Raw genomic sequence first — 21,649 nt, 5'->3', positions numbered from 1 at the left:
ATCTTCCTGAGTTTTAATGCCTTTGGCGGCTTCGAGTGCAAAGGCTTCAAGGTCTTTCTTGTTCATAACTGCTTATCCTGATGGTTAGGGGATGATAAGCAGTTACACAGTTTTATCTACAGTCTCGGTAAAGAGGGTTAAGGGGTTACTAGAACAGAAGCTGTTGCCGACAACGAGGTGTTCGTCAAAGTAACTGTGCTTCCGGCATCTGACGCAGAAATGGTTATTGAACCGTCGGCGGCCGATGCACGGGGTACCCCTCCCACGCTCCATGAATAATTTCCGGCGTTATAGGATTGAACAGTCCAGCGGGTAGCCGGGTAGAGCTTATTAGCTTCACTGGCACTGACTTCGTTAGCAACCAAATAAGCGCTTTTTGGGCCCGTAATTTCAACCGCAGGTTGTGGAGTCGGAATAGCTCCGCCCGATGTATCAACCACAAGCTTGGATGTCAAAGAGTAGTTCCGACTGGCTGTATTGCTTGAAAAGACAAGCTCATATTCCCCATCGTTCGTCAGTAAACGCGCAAAACGTACTAAGTACTGATTTCCCTTGTGCACTCTCGAAATCACTTTCGACTGCTGCAATCGGATCAACCCTTCAGCTATGCCATCAAAATTACTGTAAGAGGCTGGCAAAACGTCGGCCGCCAGCTTTTGTGATTCAACATCTGTTTCCCCAATCGAGACATATAGCAGAGGCTTGCCAGAGTATGCCATCCCTTCAGGGGCCGAACTCCCTTCTGTCTCACTATCACTAAATACCAGCAAAGACTGCCAGTTAAGAGCACTTTGGGCATCTTCAAAATTGTACTTCCCTGGCGTATTACCACCCGGGGTAAATACAACGGTATTAGCCAGACGAATTCCGCTGACTACATTCGAAGACTGTGTATAAGTCTCAATAACATCCTGCAGGCCATCGGTTGTAAAATCATCTTCGCTCCCTCCTGCATTGCCTGGGCCAATGTAACTGCCAATTCCCTGCACAATCGCTTTGTACAGGGCAGTACCAGAAGATGCCGATGGCCAGTTATTTGCCAGATTATCAAGTGCGGCATTAAGAGTAGCGGCATCACGGGTATAGATCCCCTGAAGAACCTGAACATCACCAGCAAACGTTGCAACCGCAAACCGCTGGTTTCTGATAGCAGGGTCAGCAGATGACTGCGCCTGCTGAATAAAGTCTTTAATTTCATTGATCAGCGCAGTTTTATTAACCGGCTGTGTACTGGCACTGGTGTCAATTAATAGCAGAGTATAAAGATCAACATCCAGACCAAGCAAAGGCTGCATGACCAACCCTTGTTCCACAGGCTGGATTGGCTCTTCATTAATCGTAATGGTGAATTCCGATACATCAGGTGAAGCGACAGGCTCCAACGTATTCACATTGACCGGAGCAATGAGATAACCGTGAATTTGTGGAGTAAATGATATACCCAAAAAGAGCTCTTCCTCCACATAGCCAGATCCTTGTAAGTAGAACTGCAATGGGAAATAAGTCATCAAACTATCACCGGTGCTATCTGAGCCATCGGGTGTCTGGCTATCGCCCCCATCGCTATCTCCGGATACAACAGGGTCACCACCACCACAGGCGGTCAACAACAGAAATAGAAATAAAGAAAAATATCTGTTGGCACTCGGCATACGTTTTCGCTCCATCTGAGGTTTATCCCATCTAGTATGTGATAACCCGCAAGCATAGCACCGGACCCAGTTCACAGGCCATAACAAAAAAACGCGCCGGCATCATAAATGCGGGCGCGTTTTTACAGCGTCTACCAGTGTTTAACGATTAAACATCCAGGTAATCAAGAATGCCTTCTGCAGCCTGACGGCCTTCCCAGATTGCGGTGACCACCAGATCGGAACCGCGCACCATATCACCACCGGCAAACACCTTAGGATTACTGGTCTGGAACTTGAATTCCTGCTCCTCCGGAGCAACCACGCCATCCCAGCTGTTCAGTTCAATACCGAAATCTTTGAACCAAGGTGCCGGACTTGGACGGAAGCCAAAGGCAACCAATACGGCATCCGCTGGCAGGATCTCTTCAGAGCCCTCAACCACTTCCGGACGACGACGACCGTTTTCGTCAGGTTCACCCAGTTCCGTGGTAACAACCTTCACGCCTTCAACCTTGCCGTCGCCGACAATTTCAACCGGCTGGCGGTTAAACAGGAACTTAACACCTTCCTCTCGTGCGTTTTTCACTTCCCGCACAGAGCCCGGCATATTGGCTTCATCACGACGATACGCACAGGTGACGCTGGCCGCGGTCTGGCGAATAGAAGTACGGTTACAGTCCATAGCAGTGTCACCACCACCCAGCACTACAACCCGCTTGCCTTTCATATCGATAAAATCGCCGGCGTCTTTCTCGAAGCCCAGATTACGATTGACGTTGGCAATCAGGAAGTCCAGTGCATCATGAACACCCGGCAGGTCTTCACCCGGGAAGCCACCTTTCATGTAGTTGTAGGTGCCCATCCCCAGGAATACCGCATCAAATTCATCAATAATGCTCTGGAAATCGACGTCTTTACCCACTTCCGTGTTGAGACGGAATTCCACACCCATGCCTTCGAACACTTCGCGACGGTTAGCCATCACGCTTTTTTCCAGCTTGAACTCAGGAATACCAAACGTCAGCAGACCGCCGATTTCAGGGTATTTATCAAACACCACCGGTGTTACACCATTACGCGCCAGAATATCAGCGGCACCTAAGCCCGCCGGACCGGCACCGATAATGGCAACGCGTTTACCGGTTGGCACGACTTTGCTCATATCCGGACGCCAGCCCATGGCAAAAGCGGTATCGGTAATATATTTTTCAACATTACCAATGGTCACCGCACCAAAACCGTCGTTCAGAGTACAAGACCCTTCACACAAACGATCCTGCGGACAAACCCGACCACACACTTCCGGCAGGGTGTTGGTTTCATGGCTCAGTTCAACCGCTTCCATGATGTTGCCCTCACTGGCCAGCTTCAGCCAGTTAGGGATAAAGTTGTGAACCGGGCACTTCCATTCGCAGTACGGGTTACCACACTCCAGACAACGGTGTGCCTGATCGGTTACCTGCTCCTGCTGGAACGGCTCATAAATCTCAACAAACTGCTTTTTACGCGTGTTGATGGATTTTTTCGCCGGGTCTTCACGACCCACTTCGACAAACTGAAAATTGTTATTCAGACGTTGTACCATCTTGAACCTCTCTCTCTCGTCCTGACCGCTTCTCTCTTAAGTGTCCGCTTATTCAGGACGAGCACGGGTGTTGTTCAGCAATTGTTGTAAGTCAGCCGCTTTAGGCTTAACCAGCCAGAATTTACCAATAAAGCCATCGAAATCATCAAGGATTTCCTGGCCCCAGGCACTGCCGGTTTCTGCAACAAATTCGCGAATAACGCTGCGCAGGTGATTGCGGTGCGCTTCGGTTTCTTCATTGGCGATACGATGAATATCCACCAGCTCATGGTTGTACTTATCCACGAAGCTGTTATCGCGATCGTAGACATAAGCAAAACCACCGGTCATACCAGCACCGAAGTTGTAGCCGGTTTCACCCAGCACACAGATCATGCCGCCGGTCATGTATTCACAACAGTGATCACCAGCGCCTTCCACAACCGCATGAGCACCGGAGTTACGTACACCAAAACGCTCACCGGCACGGCCTGCCGCCAGCAACTTACCGCCGGTTGCACCATACAGACAGGTGTTACCCACGATAGAAGTATCGTTGGTGCGGAATTCAGAACCTTTTGGTGGGAAGATCACCAGCTTGCCACCGGTCATACCCTTACCAACATAATCGTTGGCATCACCTTCCAGCACCATTTCCAGACCACCGGCATTCCAGACACCAAATGACTGGCCGGCAATACCGGTCAGGTTCAGACGCACCGGCTTATCGGCCATGCCCTGATTACCATGACGCTTGGCGATTTCACCCGACAGGCGGGCACCGACAGAGCGATCACAGTTGGTGATATGGAAGCTGAATTCACCGCCAGACTTGTTTTCAATCGCAGACAGCGTTTCTTCCACCATACGCTCGGCTAACAGGCCTTCATCGTATGGACGGTTGCGATCAACCTGGCAGGTGTGTGGCTTATCGGCCGGAATCTGGTCATTACTCAGAATTGGCGTCAGATCCAGGTTACGTTGTTTCTGAGTGTTGCCCTGCAGAACTTCCAGCAGGTCGGTACGACCAATCAGTTCTTCCAGTGAACGCACACCGATGGACGCCATCCAGCCACGGATTTCTTCAGCGACAAAGCGGAAGTAGTTTTTCACCATATCGGCGGTACCGATGTAGTGTTTTTCACGCAGGTTGTCGTTCTGAGTCGCAACACCGGTGGCACAGTTATTCAGGTGACAGATACGCAGGTACTTACAACCCACAGCCACCATCGGCAAGGTACCAAAACCAAAGGACTCGGCACCCAGAATAGCGGCTTTTACCACATCCAGACCGGACTTCAGACCGCCATCGGTTTGTACCCGAACGTTGCCACGCAGATCATTACCGCGCAGCGCCTGATGGGCTTCCGACAGGCCCAGTTCCCATGGAGAACCGGCGTATTTGATCGAAGTCAGCGGTGACGCAGCGGTACCACCATCGTAACCGGAGATGGTGATCAGGTCGGCATAGGCTTTTGCCACACCGGCAGCAATCGTGCCGACACCCGGCTCGGATACCAGCTTGACCGACACCAGTGCCTGCGGATTAACCTGCTTCAGATCATAAATCAGCTGGGCCAGGTCTTCGATCGAATAAATATCATGATGCGGTGGTGGCGAAATCAACGTCACGCCCGGTACCGAATAACGCAGCGTGGCGATCAGATCGTTCACCTTGCCACCCGGCAGCTGGCCACCTTCACCCGGCTTAGCACCCTGGGCAACTTTAATCTGCAACACTTCGGCGCTGGACAGATAATGTGGTGTCACACCAAAACGGCCGGACGCAATCTGCTTGATCTTGGAATTACGGGCCGTGCCATAACGCAGAGGATCTTCACCACCCTCACCCGAGTTAGAACGACCACCCAGCTCATTCATGGCTTCAGCTAAGGCTTCGTGTGCTTCAGGAGACAGCGCTCCCAACGACATCGCCGCAGTATCGAAACGCGGGAATATCTTCTCGGCAGGCTCAACTTCGGAAATATCGATCGGCGTCAGGTCGTTACGCAGCGACAACAGGTCGCGAATGGTTGCTGTTGGACGGGTATTAACCAGTTCAGCAAAACGATCGTACGCCGCCTGACTGTTGGTTTGTACCGCTTCCTGAATGTTTTTGATCACATCCGGGTTATAAGAGTGGTACTCGCCACCGTGTACATATTTCAGCAGGCCGCCCTGATCCAGCTTTTTACGCTTTTTCCAGGCAACGCTTTTAATGATATTCAGATCATCTTCAAAGTCTGTAAATACCGCACCTTCAATACGACTGGTGACACCACAGAAGCACAGATCAACAATTTCTTTGCTCAGACCAACCGCTTCGAATAACTGCGAACCACGGTATGAAGTGATGGTGGAAATCCCCATCTTCGACATGATTTTCAGCAGGCCTTTACGAATAGCCTTACGGTAGTTCTGATGCGATTTCAGCGGATCGCCCAACAGCTCATTGGTGCGGTGCAGGTCCGTCAGGATGTCGTATGACAACCAGGGATAAACCGCCGTTGCACCAAAGCCCAGCAACACAGCAAACTGGTGAGCATCACGTGCGGCACCGGTCTCAACCACAATGTTACCTTTGGTACGCAGGCCTTTTTGTGCCAGGCGGTGATGCACGGCACCGGTTGCCATGGGCGCCGGAATCAACATCTGATCTTCATTCACTTCACGGTCTGACAGAATCAGAATGACATTCCCGTCGCGAATTGCCTGCTCGGCTTGATCGGCCAGATCGATGATGGCCTGTTGCAGACCAACCGCCGGATCAAACGCCATGCTCAGTTTGATGTTTTTAAAGGCTTCACGATCATTGCTGGTCAGACCAACAAACTTCAGCGGTGACAATACCGGTGAGGTCAGAATGATTCGGTTAGCATGGTCAGCGCTTTCTTCGAAAACGTTTTTCTCGCCACCGATACAGGTTTCCAGCGACATCACAATCGATTCACGCAGCGGATCGATGGGAGGGTTAGTTACCTGAGCGAACTGCTGACGGAAATAATCGGCCACATGGCGCACACGCTGGGATAACACCGCCATTGGCGTATCGTCACCCATCGACCCCGTCGCTTCCTGACCACCTTCCGCCATTGGCCGTAACACCTGGTCACGCTCTTCGTTGGTGATCAGGTGAAGTTTCTGATGGGTATTCAGCGCATCACCGGTCATATCTTCCAGACCAGCGTGTTTCAGATATAAAGAGCTTTCCAGACGAATGGCATTTTCTTTCAGCCATTGCTTGTAAGGATGCGCTTTTTTCAGAGCATTATCGATATCTTCAGTGTGCAACAACTTGCCTTCCTGAGTATCGATGGCCAGCATCTGGCCCGGGCCAACACGGCCTTTCGCCACCACATCTTCCGGCTTGTAATCGTACGTGCCGATTTCAGATGCGACGGTAATAAAGTTGTTTTTGGTGATCACCCAGCGAGATGGGCGCAGACCATTACGGTCCAGACCACACACGGCATAGCGGCCATCGGTGATTACCAGACCAGCCGGTCCATCCCACGGCTCCATATGCATGGAGTTGTACTCGTAGAACGCGCGCAGGTCAGCATCCATGGTTTCTACGTTTTGCCAGGCTGGCGGAATCATCATGCGCACGGCACGGAACAGATTCATGCCCCCCGTGGCCAGCAGCTCCAGCATGTTATCCATGGAGGACGAATCGGAGCCGGTGGTGTTAACGATCGGTGCCAGATCCTGCAGGTTTGGCAGCAGCTCAGTGTTGAACTGGCTGGCGCGCGCATTAGCCCAGTTACGGTTACCCTGAATAGTGTTAATTTCACCATTATGCGCCAGCATGCGGAACGGCTGAGCCAGTGGCCAGCGTGGCATAGTGTTGGTCGAGAAACGTTGGTGGAACACACAGATTGCGGTTTCCAGACGTTCATCGCCGAGGTCGAGATAGAAGTTCGGCAGATCCACCGGCATCATCAGACCTTTGTACGACAGTACTTTGTCGGACAGGCTGGCAATATAGAAATCCGGATGATCGGCCAGTGCTTTTTCAGCAAAACGGCGGGCGTAAAACAGCTTTACGGCCAGCTGTTGTTCGTCCAGCTCGGCGCCAGGAGCAACAAAAACCTGCTCAAAGCGAGGCAAACAATCAATTGCCATCGGCCCCAGGCAATCGTTGCTAGTTGGCACAGTACGCCAGCCCAGAACGGTTAAGCCCTGATCCTGAATCGCCTGTTCTACGGCGGCTTTTTGTTGTTCATAAATGGCCTGATCCAGGTCCATAAACAACATACCCACCGCGTATTGTTGCGGCAGGCTAATGCCAGCTTCCTGGGTGACTGCACGCAGGAATGAATCCGGCTTTTGCAGCAACAGGCCGCAACCATCACCGGTTTTACCGTCTGCGGCGATACCGCCACGGTGTGTCATGCAGGTTAAGGATTCGATCGCTGTCGTTAGCAGCTCGTGGCTTGGTTGACCTTCTAAATGGGCCAACAATCCAAAACCACAGTTGTCCTTAAAGTCGCCTGGAGTATACAGACCAGTTCTCATAGAACAGCTCTCATCAGTGAAAAAAACGTTTTAAATCAAGGGCTTACACAGCCAAATCGCACAAAAAATGAGCAATATCAAGACAAAAGGGAGGCTATTTTACACATCATGACGCTGTGCCACAAATTTGACTGGCATTTGCACAGGTTTTGATCAGGTGTAACTACGGACGCTGCTTAAGTAGTTTTCCTACCGCCTGCACATCTTTCACCCAGGGGGATTGCTGGCGTAACAGGCCAGGCATAGCGGCAACCGCTTGTTTGGCTTTATCGCGGTTCGGGTATATACCGGCAACGACAACATGCCAGTCTTTATTGTTATGGCGAGTCCGGTAAAGGTACAGGCGGCCACTGACTTTCCCCTGCCAGCGCGCGATAAAATCCAGCGCTCCGGCACGGTTATAGGAACCTAACAACTGAATGACCACGCCACTGGCTGCCATCAGCTCACGCTCATCAGCACTGTAGTCAGGCTGCTTAATCACTGGTTTATCGGCGGTAGAAGGTACGGGTTGAGGGTCTGTTTCAGCCGGCTTAACCAGAAAAGTGGCGCTAGCATCCGCCTCATTACGCTCTTCTGCTAACACGTCAGTCTGTTCACTGACCGGGGCAACGTCTGCCTCCTCTGTTTCCGCAGGTTGCTGGTAGTTAAAGTCGGTTTGTGTGTCTGCTTCATCTACGGTTGCTAACGCAGGGGCATCCAGCCGGCTGATTTCATCCTGCCGGAATACCGGCTCAGGCGCAGTCAGCGGCGTAGTTTGCTGGCGATCCTCGGGCGCCGGAGAGGTGCTGTCATCCATCTGATACAGAAACGACAGCAATAACGCTGCAGCCACTGCTGTAACAGCAAAGATATGAGTCAGAGGAAAACGATTCAGATTGCTTCCGACAGCCTTGTGACCGCTTTTACGGCCATCACCAGCCAACAACAGATCTTCTAACTCTCGCAGGAAAATCAGTGGCAAACCTTCTGACTGCAAATACGCAAACCGGACCTGTTCTTCGGTCAACGCTCCACTACTAAAAACCTGATCTGCCAGTTGCTGGGCATCGGCCGCAGTCAGTGCTGCAATTTTAACATTGTGCACCGGTGCCAGCGTCGGGGACTCACGAAAACCTTTCTCAAAACCGGGCGCACCAAATAAAGCAAATGACAGCGATTGTGGTGCTAACAGGGCTGCGTGGGCGATATCATTCAGCGTATCAACATCCAGCTGCTCGGCCTGATCAATAACGACCAGTAACGACTCACCGTCTTCTGCACGCCTGAGTGATGCATCACGGATGGTTTCTTTTGCTTCCGCCAGATTATCCGGCAACGACATCATGCCCCAGTGGGCGGCAATATTTTTCAGAATGGCCAACATGCCCATCATGATGTCTGCCTGCAGCACCAGACTCTCTTCCGGAACCTGGCGCTGATCAACCAACGCCTGTGCCAGTGTTGTTTTACCAACCCCGGTTGGGCCGCTGACAACAATCAGCAGTTCGCTATAAGAAGCAAGGTGAGATAACAACTCAAGATTTTTTTGCTGTTCAGGTAACAGCTGTATCACTGCCTGAGGTACATCAGGGGAGGCTTTAAACGATGATCCCAGTGTGACTTCATCCTGTTCCAGCGAAAAACCGTTATCCATTATCTCCCCCAAAGAAACAGCACAATCAAATCAGACCGAGCTGCTCTCCCGCAGTCAATGTTGCAGTCAGTTGATCAGCCACAATATCAGAGGTCATATAGGCTTCGCCAATCCGGCGCAGTAACACCAGACGAATTCGACCATCCAGTACCTTTTTATCCACCAGCATGCGGGAAGTATAATCTTCAACCGACATATCCTGCGGCCCTACCACAGGCAAACCGGCCTGCAGTAATAATGTTCTTAGCGCTTCCACATCGGAAGAAGACAGGTCCCCCATACGGCAACCCAGATCGGCGGCCATCAGCATACCGGTTGCCACCGCCTCGCCATGCAACCAGTTACCATACCCCTGATGAGCTTCAATCGCATGACCAAAAGTGTGCCCCAGATTTAAGATGGCGCGAATACCGGATTCTGTTTCATCCTGAGCCACCACATCAGCCTTATCCTGACAGGAGCGTTCTATCGCATAAGCCAGTGCTGCTGGCTGCTTAGCCAGCAGGCTGGCCATATTTTGCTGTAACCAATGATAGAATTCTGCGTCACAAATCAGGCCGTATTTAATCACTTCAGCAATACCGGCAGACAACTCACGCGCAGGCAAGGTATTTAATGTCTCCGTATCAGCAATCACACATTGTGGCTGATGGAAGGCACCTATCATATTTTTGCCGAGTTTATGATTAACCGCCGTTTTACCTCCAACCGATGAATCGACCTGGGACAATAAGGTAGTTGGCACCTGAATAAAATTCACACCACGCTGATAAGACGCCGCCGCAAAACCGGTCATATCACCGATAACACCACCACCCAGAGCAATCAGTGTGGTCGTGCGGTTATGTTGCTTGGCCAGCAATTCGTCATAGATGCGGTTCAGTATTTCCAGGTTTTTGAACTCTTCGCCATCAGGCAGGATCACTTCATCAACCTGATAACCGGTTAACGCCGACTTCACCTGCTCCAGATATAACGGCGCTACCGTTTCATTGGTAACGATCAGTACCTGTTTGCCCTTGATATACGGAGCATACAAAGCCGGATCAGCCAATAAATTATGACCAATAAAAATCGGGTAGCTGCGCGCTCCCAGGTCAACTGTCAGTGTTTTCATACCAGCCCTTCAGTAAAAATCAGCTCAGGCGTTTTTTCAGTTCCTGCACCACCCATTTCGGATTGCGCTGGTCGGTTTCAATGATAATGTCGGCGATACTGCGATAAAGAGGATCGCGCTGGAGAAACAGCTCCCGTAATATCTGTTCAGGGTTGTCCTGTTGCAATAAAGGTCGGTTACGATCTTTCGCCGTACGTGCTAACTGTTGCTCAACAGAAGTGCACAAATACACCACCGTTCCTCGTGAAGATAAGTGTTTACGGTTAGCATCGCGTAATACCGCCCCTCCGCCGGTAGCCAGCACGATATCGGTCATCTGTGTCAGCTCATCAATGACCTGCTCTTCCCGCTCACGGAAACCGGCTTCACCTTCCATGTCAAAGATCCAGGGAATATTGGCACCACAACGTTCTTCGATCACTTTATCTGAGTCAAAGAATTCGCTGTGTAATTCTGCAGAAAGCAGTCGGCCAATGGTGCTTTTACCAGCGCCCATTGGCCCAACAAGAAAAATAGAATGGAACTTCATAACTCAGCGGCTGGTGAGGCTATCCTTTACCAGACGTGGCGTAATGAAAACCAGTAACTCGGATTTGGTATCGCTGTGACTGGTGTTACGGAACAGCGCTCCAATCAGAGGCAAATCCCCCAGGAACGGCGTCTTATTAATGGTCGTGACCGTTTCAGAACGGAAAATACCACCTAACACAACGGTTTCGCCATTATCAACCAGTACCTGCGTCTCAACTTCATTGGTGTTGATCGCAGGGCCAGCTGCCGTGTCTTCACCAACCGAATCCTGATTAACCACCAGATCCATAATAATGCGGTCATCCGGAGTAATCTGAGGTGTCACTTCCAGGCGCAATACAGCCTTACGGAAAGAAATACTGGTTGCACCACTGGAGCTGGCTTGCAGATAAGGCAGTTCCGTACCAGATTCAATCCCGGCCATCTGGCCATCGGCCGTAATCACCCGTGGCTGTGAAACAATCTCAGCACGGCCATCAGTTTCCAACGCTGATAATTCCATATCAAGCAGGTAATCAGCGGTTTGATAACCGACCGCAAAGGCAGTTGCTGCCGGGTTGGTAACACCAAAATTCACAACATTAGCAGCTCCCAGGTCAATTTCTTGGTCGCTACTGCCACTACTGGCACGGTCGAATAAGATCTGATTGGCTTCGGTCAGCGTCTGAGTACTGCCACCAGCGGTTGTCCAGTTGCTGCCATTATTTTTAAAGCCTGCACCACCCCATTTGATGCCAAGCTCCTCACCCACAGTCGTATTAGCCACCACAATACGGGCTTCAATTAACACCTGACGGATAGGCACATCCAGCATATTAATCGCATCACGTACACGCTCCAGATTAGAAGCCGTGTCTTTCATCAACAAGGTATTGGTACGCTCATCAACCACTGCACTGCCACGAGGAGATAATAAACCTTCTTCCGAATTCAGCAGTTTTGCGATTTCAATCGCTTTTGCATATTTCAGCTGCATATATTCGGTGACCAGAGGAGCCAGCTCCTCAACCTGTTTGACCGCTTCCAGCTCAATTTTTTCACGTGCGGCAATTTCTTCAGCAGGGGCAATCAGCAACACAGAACCCATCTGACGCTTCCCCAGTGCCTTGGTCTTTAATACCAGATCCAGTGCCTGGTCCCATGGAACATTCTGTAAGCGCAGGGTGATACTGCCCTGAACGGTATCTGAAGCAACCAGATTAAGGCCGGTAAAGTCGGCAATCAGCTGTAACACTGCACGCACTTCAATATTCTGGAAGTTAAGCGACAGTTTTTCTCCGGTAAACGGAAACTTTTTCTTACGCTCTTCGATTTGTTCTTCCGGTAACTCAGAGACATTAATCGACAGCAGTTTATCCGTTTGATAGGCCAGGTAATCGTATTCATCGGAAACCGGGTCAATCGTCAGAATGGTCTTGCCATCTTCATAACGTGCATCAATAAACTGAACCGGCGTGGCAAAATCAGTAACATCCAGGCGTCGCTGTAAGGCATCCGGTAACAGCACTCCATCCATTTCAGCAACAATTTTTCCCGCTTCACGGCGGATATTCGCTGCTGCACGATCATCATTCAGCATAATCCGAACCTGGCCATCACCTAATTCACCACGGCGGAAATCAACGTTCACAACTTTGAGGGCCGCCGGGTTGGTATTGTCAGCATAGGACGTCGCAGGATTGGCATTAAAGAGTTTTTCACCCTCAGAAGCACCAACATTAACAATCACCCGATTACCATTGACGCGGGTATTGTAATCCACCAGACGGGTCAGATTGATCACCACCCGGGTTCTGTCTTTCGTCGCCAGAACCATCGCACTGCGGGCATTACCTGAGCCAATCTGATGCTTCTTTGACTTCAGACTGCTACTAACACCCATCAGGTCAAGAGAAATCCGTGCCGGCTTCTCAATGGTATACCCCTTCACTTCCGGAGGAGTGCCATCAAATTCCAGCTCAATTTCAGTGACATCACCCGGCAGTGATGAAAAACGAATATCCTTCAGGTTTGCCGCCTGAGCAGACAGTACCGTCAGACAGGCCAATAGTAGCAATGTAATCTGTTTCATGGTTTTCAGAGCAACCTTTGTAATAATCATAATCAGCCTTCCCCTATACCTTCCAGCGCCAGAGTCCTGGGCCGCTCAATCCAACCACCTAGACCGTTAGGTACAATTTCGATAACGTTTAACCGGTTTTCCATAATAGTGATAACACGGCCGTGATTCTGGCCCATATACTGGCCTTCTTTGATGCGCACGACACTGCCATCACCATCCTTGACCAATGCCCACAGGGTATTATCTACACCTTGCATGGTACCAACCATGCTGAGCTGACCAAAAGCGAACTGCTCCAGATGTTCTTTTGGCCGGTCAAAGTCAGGAGAAATATCATCAGCCTCTTCACTGACCTCAATTTCGGTATCAACAATCACCGGCAATTCAAACGGTGAACGCAAACCAGCCGCACTGTAATTAAAGGATTCATAGGGCTTAAAAACAGGAATAGGCGCTATTCTGCCACGCGGTTTGGATAAAGATTCATCTACAAACCCTTTCAGATCAGACATATCTTCAGATGCTGAACAACCGGCAAGTAAAACGGCACACAATAATGCAGATACACGGAGGATCATTTAGCCATCTCCCCATCAGCAATATACTGGTAGGTCTTAGCAAGAATCTGCATTTTTAACTCACCATCTTTACCTACTGAACTGATACTGAAATCATGCAAAGTAACAATACGGGGCAAGGAAGCAACAGCAGAAACAAAAGCCCCCATTTCGTGATAACCACCCTGCACTTCGATTTCAATTGGCAATTCTTTGTAGAATTCTTTTTGCTGCATATTTTGCGGATCAATCACATTCAGCTGTAATCCTGCCCCCAATGCTGCAGAACTGATATCGTCCACCAGACCCGGAACTTCAGTTTCACGCGGAAGCTGTTTCAACAAAGAGCCAAAACTTTCTTCCATCTCCAGCATCTGTTCCTTGTAAGCTTCCAGATTGGCTCCACGAAACGCCTTGCGTTCAAAGTCCTGCTTTAAGGTCTGTTCCTTAGCTGCAGATCGGTCAAGAGATGCCGTTGTATCGTCAATCATCAAAACTTTCAGACCAAAGATCAGGCCAAAAAAGATCAGCGAAGCAAAGAAAAATTTCCCGCCAAGCGGCCAGCCCCCCATATTGTCCCAGGGGATATTATTCAGATCATCAAGCTCAAACTCTTTTGCTTTTTCAGCGAGTGCATTGAAGTCGATATTTTTTAGTCCGGCCATGGCTACTTCTCCTCGCTTTCCTGCCGCGGATTAACACGCTTCATTGACACTTTGAACTCATTGGTTCCTTTCTGAGTAGCGCGCACACTGATCAACACCGGATCAGTAAACCATTCAGACTGGTCAAAGTTACGCATTAAAGCGGCCACCCGGTTATTGGACTTTGCCAGTCCGCCAACGATTACACTTTCACCCTTCACCGATAATTCGGTAAAAAACAAGTCATCAGGAATAGAGCGCGCAACTTCATCAAACACCCGAACAATGACAGGCCGGTTACCCTGCAACGCCTGAATCAGCTCCATCCGCTCAATCAGCTCTTCGCGGGTATCCTGCAGATCCCGGATTTCGCTGATTTTGGCATCCAACACTTTCATTTCCTGAGAAATATAGTTATTACGGGCATTCTGATTATCCAGACGCCCCTGGTAATAACCACTAACCAGATAAACCAGCAAAAAAGCGACGGCGGCCGTTAAACCTAATACGGCATAATATTCTTTGTTTCGCTGTTCTCTGAGCTCTTCGCGCCAGGGTAACAGGTTAATCTTTGCCATCAGTCAAAACTCCTCATAGCCAGGCCACAGGCGATCATCAGCGACGGAGCATCATTTGCTAACAAGCTGGCGTTCACTTTCTGAGATAACGTCATATTCACAAACGGGTTGGCAATCACAGTGCCGACACCCAGATCCTCCTCCACATGTTCGGCCAGCAGAGGTATCGCAGAAGTGCCACCGGCCAGCACAATGTAGTCAACATCGTTAAACTGACTGGAGGAATAAAAAAACTGCAGTGAACGGCTCACTTGCTGAACAACCGCTTTACGGAAAGGCTCCAGCACTTCGCTTTCGTAATCGTCCGGCAAACCGCCTTCCAGCTTGGCCCGCTGAGCTTCTTCTTCGCTCAGTCCATAACGTCGCATAATGTCTTCGGTCAACTGGCGACCGCCAAACAATTGCTCCCGGGTATAAATAGACTTGCCTTCATGCAATACGCTGAGAGTGGTCATCGTCGCGCCAATATCCAGCACAGCAACCGTTTCAACATCATCGCTGTCAAACTGATCGACCAGCAACTGAAAAGCCCGCTCGGTACAAAAGGCTTCAACATCAACCACGCCAGCTTCCAGATTGGCATATTCCACGGCGTCTTTACGACGCTCAACGGTTTCGGATCGACAGGCAGCTAACAGCACATCAACCATGTCACTGTCCTCTTCCTGGTTTTCCTGAACTTCCCAGTCCAGCGCCACCTCTTCCAGCGGATAAGGGATATACTGATCGGCTTCGGCACGAATCTGCAGATCCATTTCCTCATCGTTCAGGCCGGCATTCATATGCACCGTTTTGGTAATCACCGCCGATCCTGCGACAGCAATAGCCGCACGTTTGGCAGAGCTCCGGGAGCGCCCAACCGCTTTCCGGATAGCTTCCCCAACAGCTTCGTCATTACTGATGCTTTGCTCGACGATAGCGTTAGGCGGAAGTGGCTCTGAAGCATAAGCCTCGACCTGAAAACGGTCGTTGTTGCGACTTAGCTCAAGCACTTTGACAGAAGTAGAGCTGATATCCACTCCGATCAGGGTATTGCTCTTCTTATTAAACAGGCTGGACAGCACCACAAAATCCCCGCAATTTCGCGAACTTGCGCACACAAGCTCACTCAGATCCTATAGAGTTAAGTTCATTATAAGCACAATCCTATTAAAAGAACAAAAAACCCTTATAATGCTCCAGCCCGCATAATAGCTGGCTTTCTAACCCATTTGGCATTCTTTTTTATGCATAAGTCACACCCTGTACTTTTTTTCTTATTTTGGCTGGTTATGTCCGGCGCTGCCGGTACCGGAATGGTCTCTCTGGGCATTTACCTCTATCTGGCTCCCAGTCTGCCCGACGCCGAACAACTGAAAGACGTTGATTTGCAGACCCCGCTCAGAGTGTATACCGAAGACGGTTTACTGATCAGTGAGTTTGGCGAAAAGCGACGTTCTCCAATCAGCTTTGACGAAGTGCCGCAACAATTTATCGACGCTCTGCTGGCCTCCGAGGATGATGCTTATTTCCAGCATATTGGTGTTGATTTTAAAGGCCTGGCCCGGGCAGCGCTGGAATTGATTCGTACCGGCCGTAAAAAATCAGGCGGTAGTACCATAACGATGCAGGTCGCCAAGAACTATTACCTGTCGAGCGAAAAAACATTTAAACGAAAATTCACCGAGATCCTGCTGGCCCTCAAAATAGAAAAGGCCCTGAGCAAACAGGAAATTCTTGAACTGTATGTCAACAAAATCTACCTCGGCAAACGGGCATACGGCATCCAGGCTGCCGCCCGGGTGTACTATGGCAAAACCATTGATCAGCTGACACTGGCTCAGCTGGCAATGATCGCCGGCTTACCTCAGGCGCCATCGGCGGCCAACCCAATCAACAGCCCGGAACGCGCGATTGAGCGGCGTAACTATGTGCTGGCACGCATGCGCACGCTGGACAAAATTACGGATGAACAATTCCAGACAGCGGCCCGGGAGCCCATTAGTGCACGCTACCACGGCCCGACCTCTGAGGTCAGCGCCCCTTATGTCGCCGAAATGGTACGCCGCGATATGATCGAACGCTTCGGCAGCGAAGCATACACAGCCGGCTATAAAGTTTTCACAACAGTTGACGCTGCGCGCCAGCAGGCAGCCAACCTGGCTCTGCAGCGTGGCCTGCTGAGTTATGACCGTGACCACGGATGGCGTACCACCAACGACAACCGCTCCGTTATACCATCAGAACCGCTGTCACTGGCACACCAAGATCCGGTACTGCAGGAATGGCTGGCCAAAGCAGACCCGCAGCAGGATATCGACTGGCCACAAACACTGGAGCAATGGCGCTCAACACTGAATCGTCGACCAGATAACGGGGTACTGAAACCGGCGATGGTGACGGCAGTGCACAACAATGGTGCCTGGATTTTGCTCAAAGACTCTGAATACTGGCTCCCTTTCAGTCGCATCGAGTGGGCTAAACGTTATGTTAACGTCAATGTTATCGGCGACCCGATTAAAGCTGCCGGAGATGTTCTCAGCCGCGGTCAGGAAATCTGGGTTGAACAACTGGGGGATGGCTACCGCCTGGCACAATTCCCGGAGGTCGAAGGGTCACTTGTATCCTTACGTCCGCGAGACGGCGCAATCCAGGCTCTGATAGGTGGTTTTTCAGCATCCAGTAACGAATTCAACCGGGCGATTCAGGCAGACCGGCAACCCGGTTCTTCCTTTAAGCCGTTTATTTACAGCGCTGCGTTGGCAAACGGCTTTACTCCGGCCTCGATCATTAACGATGCCCCTGTCGTATTTGAAGATGCCAGCCTGGAAAGCACCTGGCGACCACAAAACAACAGCGGTAAGTTTTACGGTCCTACGCGCCTGCGTCAGGCACTGTATAAATCACAAAACCTGGTTTCCATCCGTATTCTGAAACAAATGGGTGCCGGTAAAGCGATTAACTTTATTGAACCCTTTGGTTTCCCGCGAGAAAAGCTCAGCCGTGACCTGTCGCTGGCATTAGGTGCTTCTGCTGTGACGCCTATGGAACTGGCCACCGGTTATGCCGTACTGGCGAATGGTGGTTACGCCGTTAAGCCTTATCTGATTCAGCGTATCGAAGATGATAACAACAATGTGCTGTATCAGGCCAATCCGGCAATCGCCTGCTCTGATTGCGACCGCAACGACAACAACGACAACAACAACGATCTGGATGCCCAGCAGGCTCTTGAACAGCAGCTGCGCGACTCCCTCGGCTTAACAAACGAGGAGCAGCCAGCAGAGCAGCCAAAAACCCCACTGGCTCCTCAGGTGATGGACAGCCGCACGCATTTCCTGATGATGAGCATGCTGCAGGACGTGGTGAAACGCGGTACCGGACGACGCGCGCTGGTGTTAAAACGCAATGATCTGGCGGGTAAAACCGGCACCACCAACGACCAGAAAGATGGCTGGTTCTCTGGCTTCTCGCCCGATCTGGTTACCACCGTGTGGGTCGGTTTTGACCAACACGTCACCCTCGGACGCTGGGCTTATGGCAGCAACACCGCCCTGCCGATTTGGGTGGATTACATGAAGGAAGCATTAAAGGACGTACCGCAACGCCCTTATCAACAGCCGGAAGGCGTTGTCAGTGTACGGATTGATGCTGAAACCGGATTATTAGCAGCTCCCGGACAAAGCAATGCTATCTTTGAGTATTTCCGCGAGGAAAATGTGCCACAACAACCGGTAAAAAGCGCCCCGGCTTTCGGTGACGACAGCCCGGACAGCGACGCAGAACTTATTCCGGAGCAAATGTTCTGACTCTGACAGCAACAAAAAAGGCCGCATTGCTCTGGCAATGCGGCCTTTTTATTATCATCACAGATGTAAATCAGACATCCAGCAATTTACCAGGATTCATCACATTATTCGGATCAAACGCCAGCTTAACCGCTTTCATATAGGCCATTTCTGCTGCCGAACGGGTGTATTGCAGGTACGGCTTTTTGGTCATACCAACACCATGTTCTGCAGAAACCGACCCCTGATATTTTTCCACAATTTCAAATACCCAGGTTGATACTTTGGCACACTTTTCAAAAAACTCTTCTTTCGCCAGACCTTCCGGCTTAAGAATATTCAGGTGCAGATTGCCGTCACCGATATGACCGAACCAGATGATCTCAAAGTCCGGGTATTCACGGGTCACCACCTCATCAATATCGCGCAGGAAAGGTGGTACTTTGGAAACCACCACGGAAATATCGTTTTTGTAGGGTGTCCATTCAGAAATCGTTTCAGAAATATCTTCCCGCAAACGCCACAGATTGGCCGCCTGAGTTTCCGATTGGCTGATCACACCATCGACCACCCAACCCTCTTCCATACATTGCTCGAACACGGTCATCGCCTGATCCATATCGGCATCCGTCACGGCTTCAAACTCAATCAGTGCATAAAAGTCGGTACTGGTTTCAAACGGTGCCGGCACATCACCCCGCGCCAGTACTTTCTGCATGGCTTTATCGGAGAAAAACTCAAACGCAGTCAGATCCATATCCGCCTGAAACTGGCTTAACACCTTCATCACGTTATCCAGCTCGGGAATACCCAACACCAGTACAGTCAGGTTTTTCGGCTGACGCGTCAGCCGCATGGTGGCTTCGGTAACAAAGCCCAGTGTTCCTTCTCCACCGATAAACAGCTGGCGCATGTCATATCCGGTATTGTTTTTCATCAGGTCTTTATTCAGCTCAAGGATATCGCCGTTACCGGTTACCACGGTCAGACCAGCGACCCAGTCACGGGTCATCCCCCATTTGATCACCTTGATGCCACCGGCATTGGTGGAAATATTACCGCCCAGCTGGCTGGAGCCGGCAGATGCAAAATCGACCGGGTAAAACAGACCATTATCCTCGGCGAAGGTCTGCAGCTGTTCCGTAATCACCCCGGCACCACATTTAACAGTGCGGTCGGTGGCATTAAAATCTGAGATCTGATTCATATAATCAAAGGCCACCACGATCTCACCATTGGCGGCGACTGCACCAGCACTCAGACCAGTACGACCACCAGACGGTACCAGTGCCAACTGGTGCTGGTTTGCCAGCAACACAATTTTCTGTACCTGTTCAGTCGTTTTCGGAAACACAATCGCCGCGGGCTTGGGTGGATAAATTTTGGTCCAGTCCTTACCAAAGTTTTCCAGCGAATCAGCATCGGTGCGCACTTTATCATCACCGACGATGGCGGATAACAGTTCAATCAGTGCTTGTTGTGACAGGGCTTGTTCAGTCGGGGCGGTCATGACATCGTCCAGCTAAATGAATCAAATTCACCTCAAGTTGAATAATCATCGCGACTATTTTTCTGCGAACAGCGACTTTGAGGCTCACTTTATGAGCAGCGTATGCTAGCATACGCGCCTTATTTTTCAGAACAGTTTTGACTCTGAAAAACGCAGCAAACACTGACCAACCGGCCAGGTTTGCCAGTCGCTCCACCGCAGTGACGTTGCTACATTGATCAGCTTTTATTACCACTGCGGCACAAACGACAGACTTCGTTTATTACTGACTGTAAGTAGGTACCACCATGACTCAAACGTCTCTCGACAAAAGCAAGATCAAGTTTCTCTTGTTAGAAGGTGTTCATCAGTCCGCGCTTGATACACTCAATGCCGCCGGTTACACCAATATCGAGTACCTGAAAACTTCCCTGCCGGACGACGAGCTGAAAGAGCGTATTAAAGACGCCCATTTTATTGGCATCCGCTCCCGTACTCAGCTGACTGAAGAAATTTTCGCCGCCGCCGAAAAGCTGATTGCCGTTGGCTGTTTCTGCATTGGCACCAACCAGGTGGACCTGAAAGCCGCCACCAAACGTGGTATTGCGGTCTTTAACGCACCTTATTCCAACACCCGTTCGGTTGCTGAATTATCACTGGCAGAAATCATCATGCTGATGCGTGGTGTACCGGCCAAAAATGCAGAATGTCACCGCGGCGGCTGGAGCAAATCAGCAGTTAACTCTTACGAAATCCGTGGTAAAAAACTAGGCATCGTCGGTTACGGCAGTATTGGTACTCAGCTGTCTGTCATGGCAGAAAGCATGGGTATGGAAGTGTTCTTCTACGATGTGGTCACCAAACTGCCAATCGGCAACGCTACCCAGGTAGGTTCACTGAACGAGCTGCTGAATATCGCTGATGTGGTGTCCCTGCACGTACCGGAAACCCCATCCACTAAATGGATGATGGGCCCGGAACAGTTTGCCCAGATGAAACAAGGCGCTATCCTGCTGAACGCTTCCCGTGGCACTGTGGTTGACATCGACGCACTGGCCGACGCCGTACGCAGTAACAAACTGCTGGGTGCCGCCATCGACGTATTCCCGGTAGAACCACGCTCCAATAACGAAGAGTTTGTTTCTCCGCTGCGCGAATTCGACAACGTTATCCTGACCCCACACGTGGGTGGCTCGACCATGGAAGCACAGGAAAACATCGGTAAAGAAGTGGGTGAAAAACTGGCGCAATACAGCGACAACGGTACCACCACTTCATCAGTCAACTTCCCGGAAGTGGCACTGCCATCCAGCCCGGATCTGCACCGCATCCTGCACATTCACAAGAATGTTCCGGGCGTTATGAATGCCATCAACAGTATCTTCGCTGAAAATGACATCAACGTATGTGGCCAATACCTGCAAACGGTTGAAGAAGTTGGTTACGTGGTGATTGATGTTGCCGCTTCAGCTTCTGAGCTGGCACTGGAGAAGATCAAAACCGTCGACGGTACCATTCGCGCCCGCGTATTGTACTGAGCAGACGGCTTTAC

The 21,649-nt window shown here is 50.6% G+C and carries 14 protein-coding genes; 2 read left to right on the top strand and 12 right to left on the bottom strand.

Annotated features, from left to right (window positions below; translation table 11 throughout):
- Positions 1-137: 137 nt before the first annotated feature.
- The 11 genes from ACFOMG_RS10620 to ACFOMG_RS10570 form a co-directional block, all read right to left on the bottom strand.
- Positions 138-1,652 carry a vWA domain-containing protein gene (locus ACFOMG_RS10620; protein ID WP_376866537.1) on the bottom strand — a complete coding sequence of 505 codons (1,515 nt, stop codon included), beginning with the start codon at positions 1,650-1,652 and terminating at the stop codon, positions 138-140.
- Positions 1,653-1,800: 148 nt separating this feature from the next.
- On the bottom strand, positions 1,801-3,219 hold the full coding sequence (locus ACFOMG_RS10615; protein ID WP_376866535.1) for an FAD-dependent oxidoreductase: 1,419 nt from the start codon (positions 3,217-3,219) through the stop codon (positions 1,801-1,803).
- A gap of 48 nt (positions 3,220-3,267) precedes the next feature.
- Positions 3,268-7,716 (bottom strand): glutamate synthase large subunit, encoded by a 4,449-nt coding sequence (gltB, locus tag ACFOMG_RS10610; RefSeq protein ID WP_376866534.1) that lies wholly within the window; start codon positions 7,714-7,716, stop codon positions 3,268-3,270.
- 163 nt (positions 7,717-7,879) lie between these two features.
- Entirely contained in the window at positions 7,880-9,352 is a 1,473-nt protein-coding gene (locus ACFOMG_RS10605) for an SPOR domain-containing protein (RefSeq protein ID WP_376866532.1), read from the bottom strand.
- Positions 9,353-9,377: 25 nt separating this feature from the next.
- Positions 9,378-10,469 carry a 3-dehydroquinate synthase gene (gene aroB, locus ACFOMG_RS10600; RefSeq protein ID WP_376866531.1) on the bottom strand — a complete coding sequence of 364 codons (1,092 nt, stop codon included), beginning with the start codon at positions 10,467-10,469 and terminating at the stop codon, positions 9,378-9,380.
- A gap of 19 nt (positions 10,470-10,488) precedes the next feature.
- A complete protein-coding gene (aroK, locus tag ACFOMG_RS10595; RefSeq protein WP_376866529.1) occupies positions 10,489-10,998 on the bottom strand; it encodes a shikimate kinase AroK in 510 nt (169 codons plus the stop codon).
- A 3-nt stretch (positions 10,999-11,001) separates the two neighbouring features.
- Complete coding sequence (gene pilQ / locus ACFOMG_RS10590; protein WP_376866527.1) at positions 11,002-13,101, bottom strand: type IV pilus secretin PilQ; 2,100 nt, start codon at positions 13,099-13,101, stop codon at positions 11,002-11,004.
- A 2-nt stretch (positions 13,102-13,103) separates the two neighbouring features.
- Positions 13,104-13,574: a pilus assembly protein PilP gene (locus ACFOMG_RS10585; protein WP_376866526.1), complete on the bottom strand. Its 471-nt coding sequence runs from the start codon at positions 13,572-13,574 to the stop codon at positions 13,104-13,106.
- Positions 13,575-13,636: 62 nt separating this feature from the next.
- A complete protein-coding gene (gene pilO / locus ACFOMG_RS10580) occupies positions 13,637-14,284 on the bottom strand; it encodes a type IV pilus inner membrane component PilO (protein WP_376866524.1) in 648 nt (215 codons plus the stop codon).
- Positions 14,285-14,286: 2 nt separating this feature from the next.
- Positions 14,287-14,841, bottom strand: coding sequence for a PilN domain-containing protein (locus ACFOMG_RS10575; protein WP_376866523.1), 555 nt, complete (start codon positions 14,839-14,841; stop codon positions 14,287-14,289).
- A complete protein-coding gene (locus ACFOMG_RS10570; RefSeq protein WP_376866544.1) occupies positions 14,841-15,902 on the bottom strand; it encodes a pilus assembly protein PilM in 1,062 nt (353 codons plus the stop codon). The genes ACFOMG_RS10575 and ACFOMG_RS10570 overlap by 1 nt, the downstream gene beginning before the upstream one ends.
- A gap of 234 nt (positions 15,903-16,136) precedes the next feature.
- Here ACFOMG_RS10570 and ACFOMG_RS10565 point away from each other — a divergent pair, with 234 nt between their 5' ends.
- Positions 16,137-18,629, top strand: a complete 2,493-nt coding sequence (locus ACFOMG_RS10565; RefSeq protein ID WP_376866522.1) for a penicillin-binding protein 1A — start codon at positions 16,137-16,139, stop codon at positions 18,627-18,629.
- Positions 18,630-18,699: 70 nt separating this feature from the next.
- Here ACFOMG_RS10565 and ACFOMG_RS10560 read toward each other — a convergent pair whose 3' ends face one another.
- Positions 18,700-20,118 (bottom strand): FAD-binding oxidoreductase, encoded by a 1,419-nt coding sequence (locus ACFOMG_RS10560; RefSeq protein WP_376866520.1) that lies wholly within the window; start codon positions 20,116-20,118, stop codon positions 18,700-18,702.
- Between the two features lie 287 nt (positions 20,119-20,405).
- On the opposite strand from ACFOMG_RS10560, the gene serA reads away from it, so the two are divergent.
- Entirely contained in the window at positions 20,406-21,635 is a 1,230-nt protein-coding gene (gene serA / locus ACFOMG_RS10555) for a phosphoglycerate dehydrogenase (RefSeq protein WP_376866519.1), read from the top strand.
- Positions 21,636-21,649: the final 14 nt, after the last annotated feature.

Source organism: Bacterioplanoides pacificum, assembly GCF_042648445.1.
GTDB classification, from domain to species: domain Bacteria; phylum Pseudomonadota; class Gammaproteobacteria; order Pseudomonadales; family Oceanobacteraceae; genus Bacterioplanoides; species Bacterioplanoides pacificum.
Note: the sequence above shows the minus strand (reverse complement) of the source record. Positions and strands in the feature narration are given on the sequence as shown.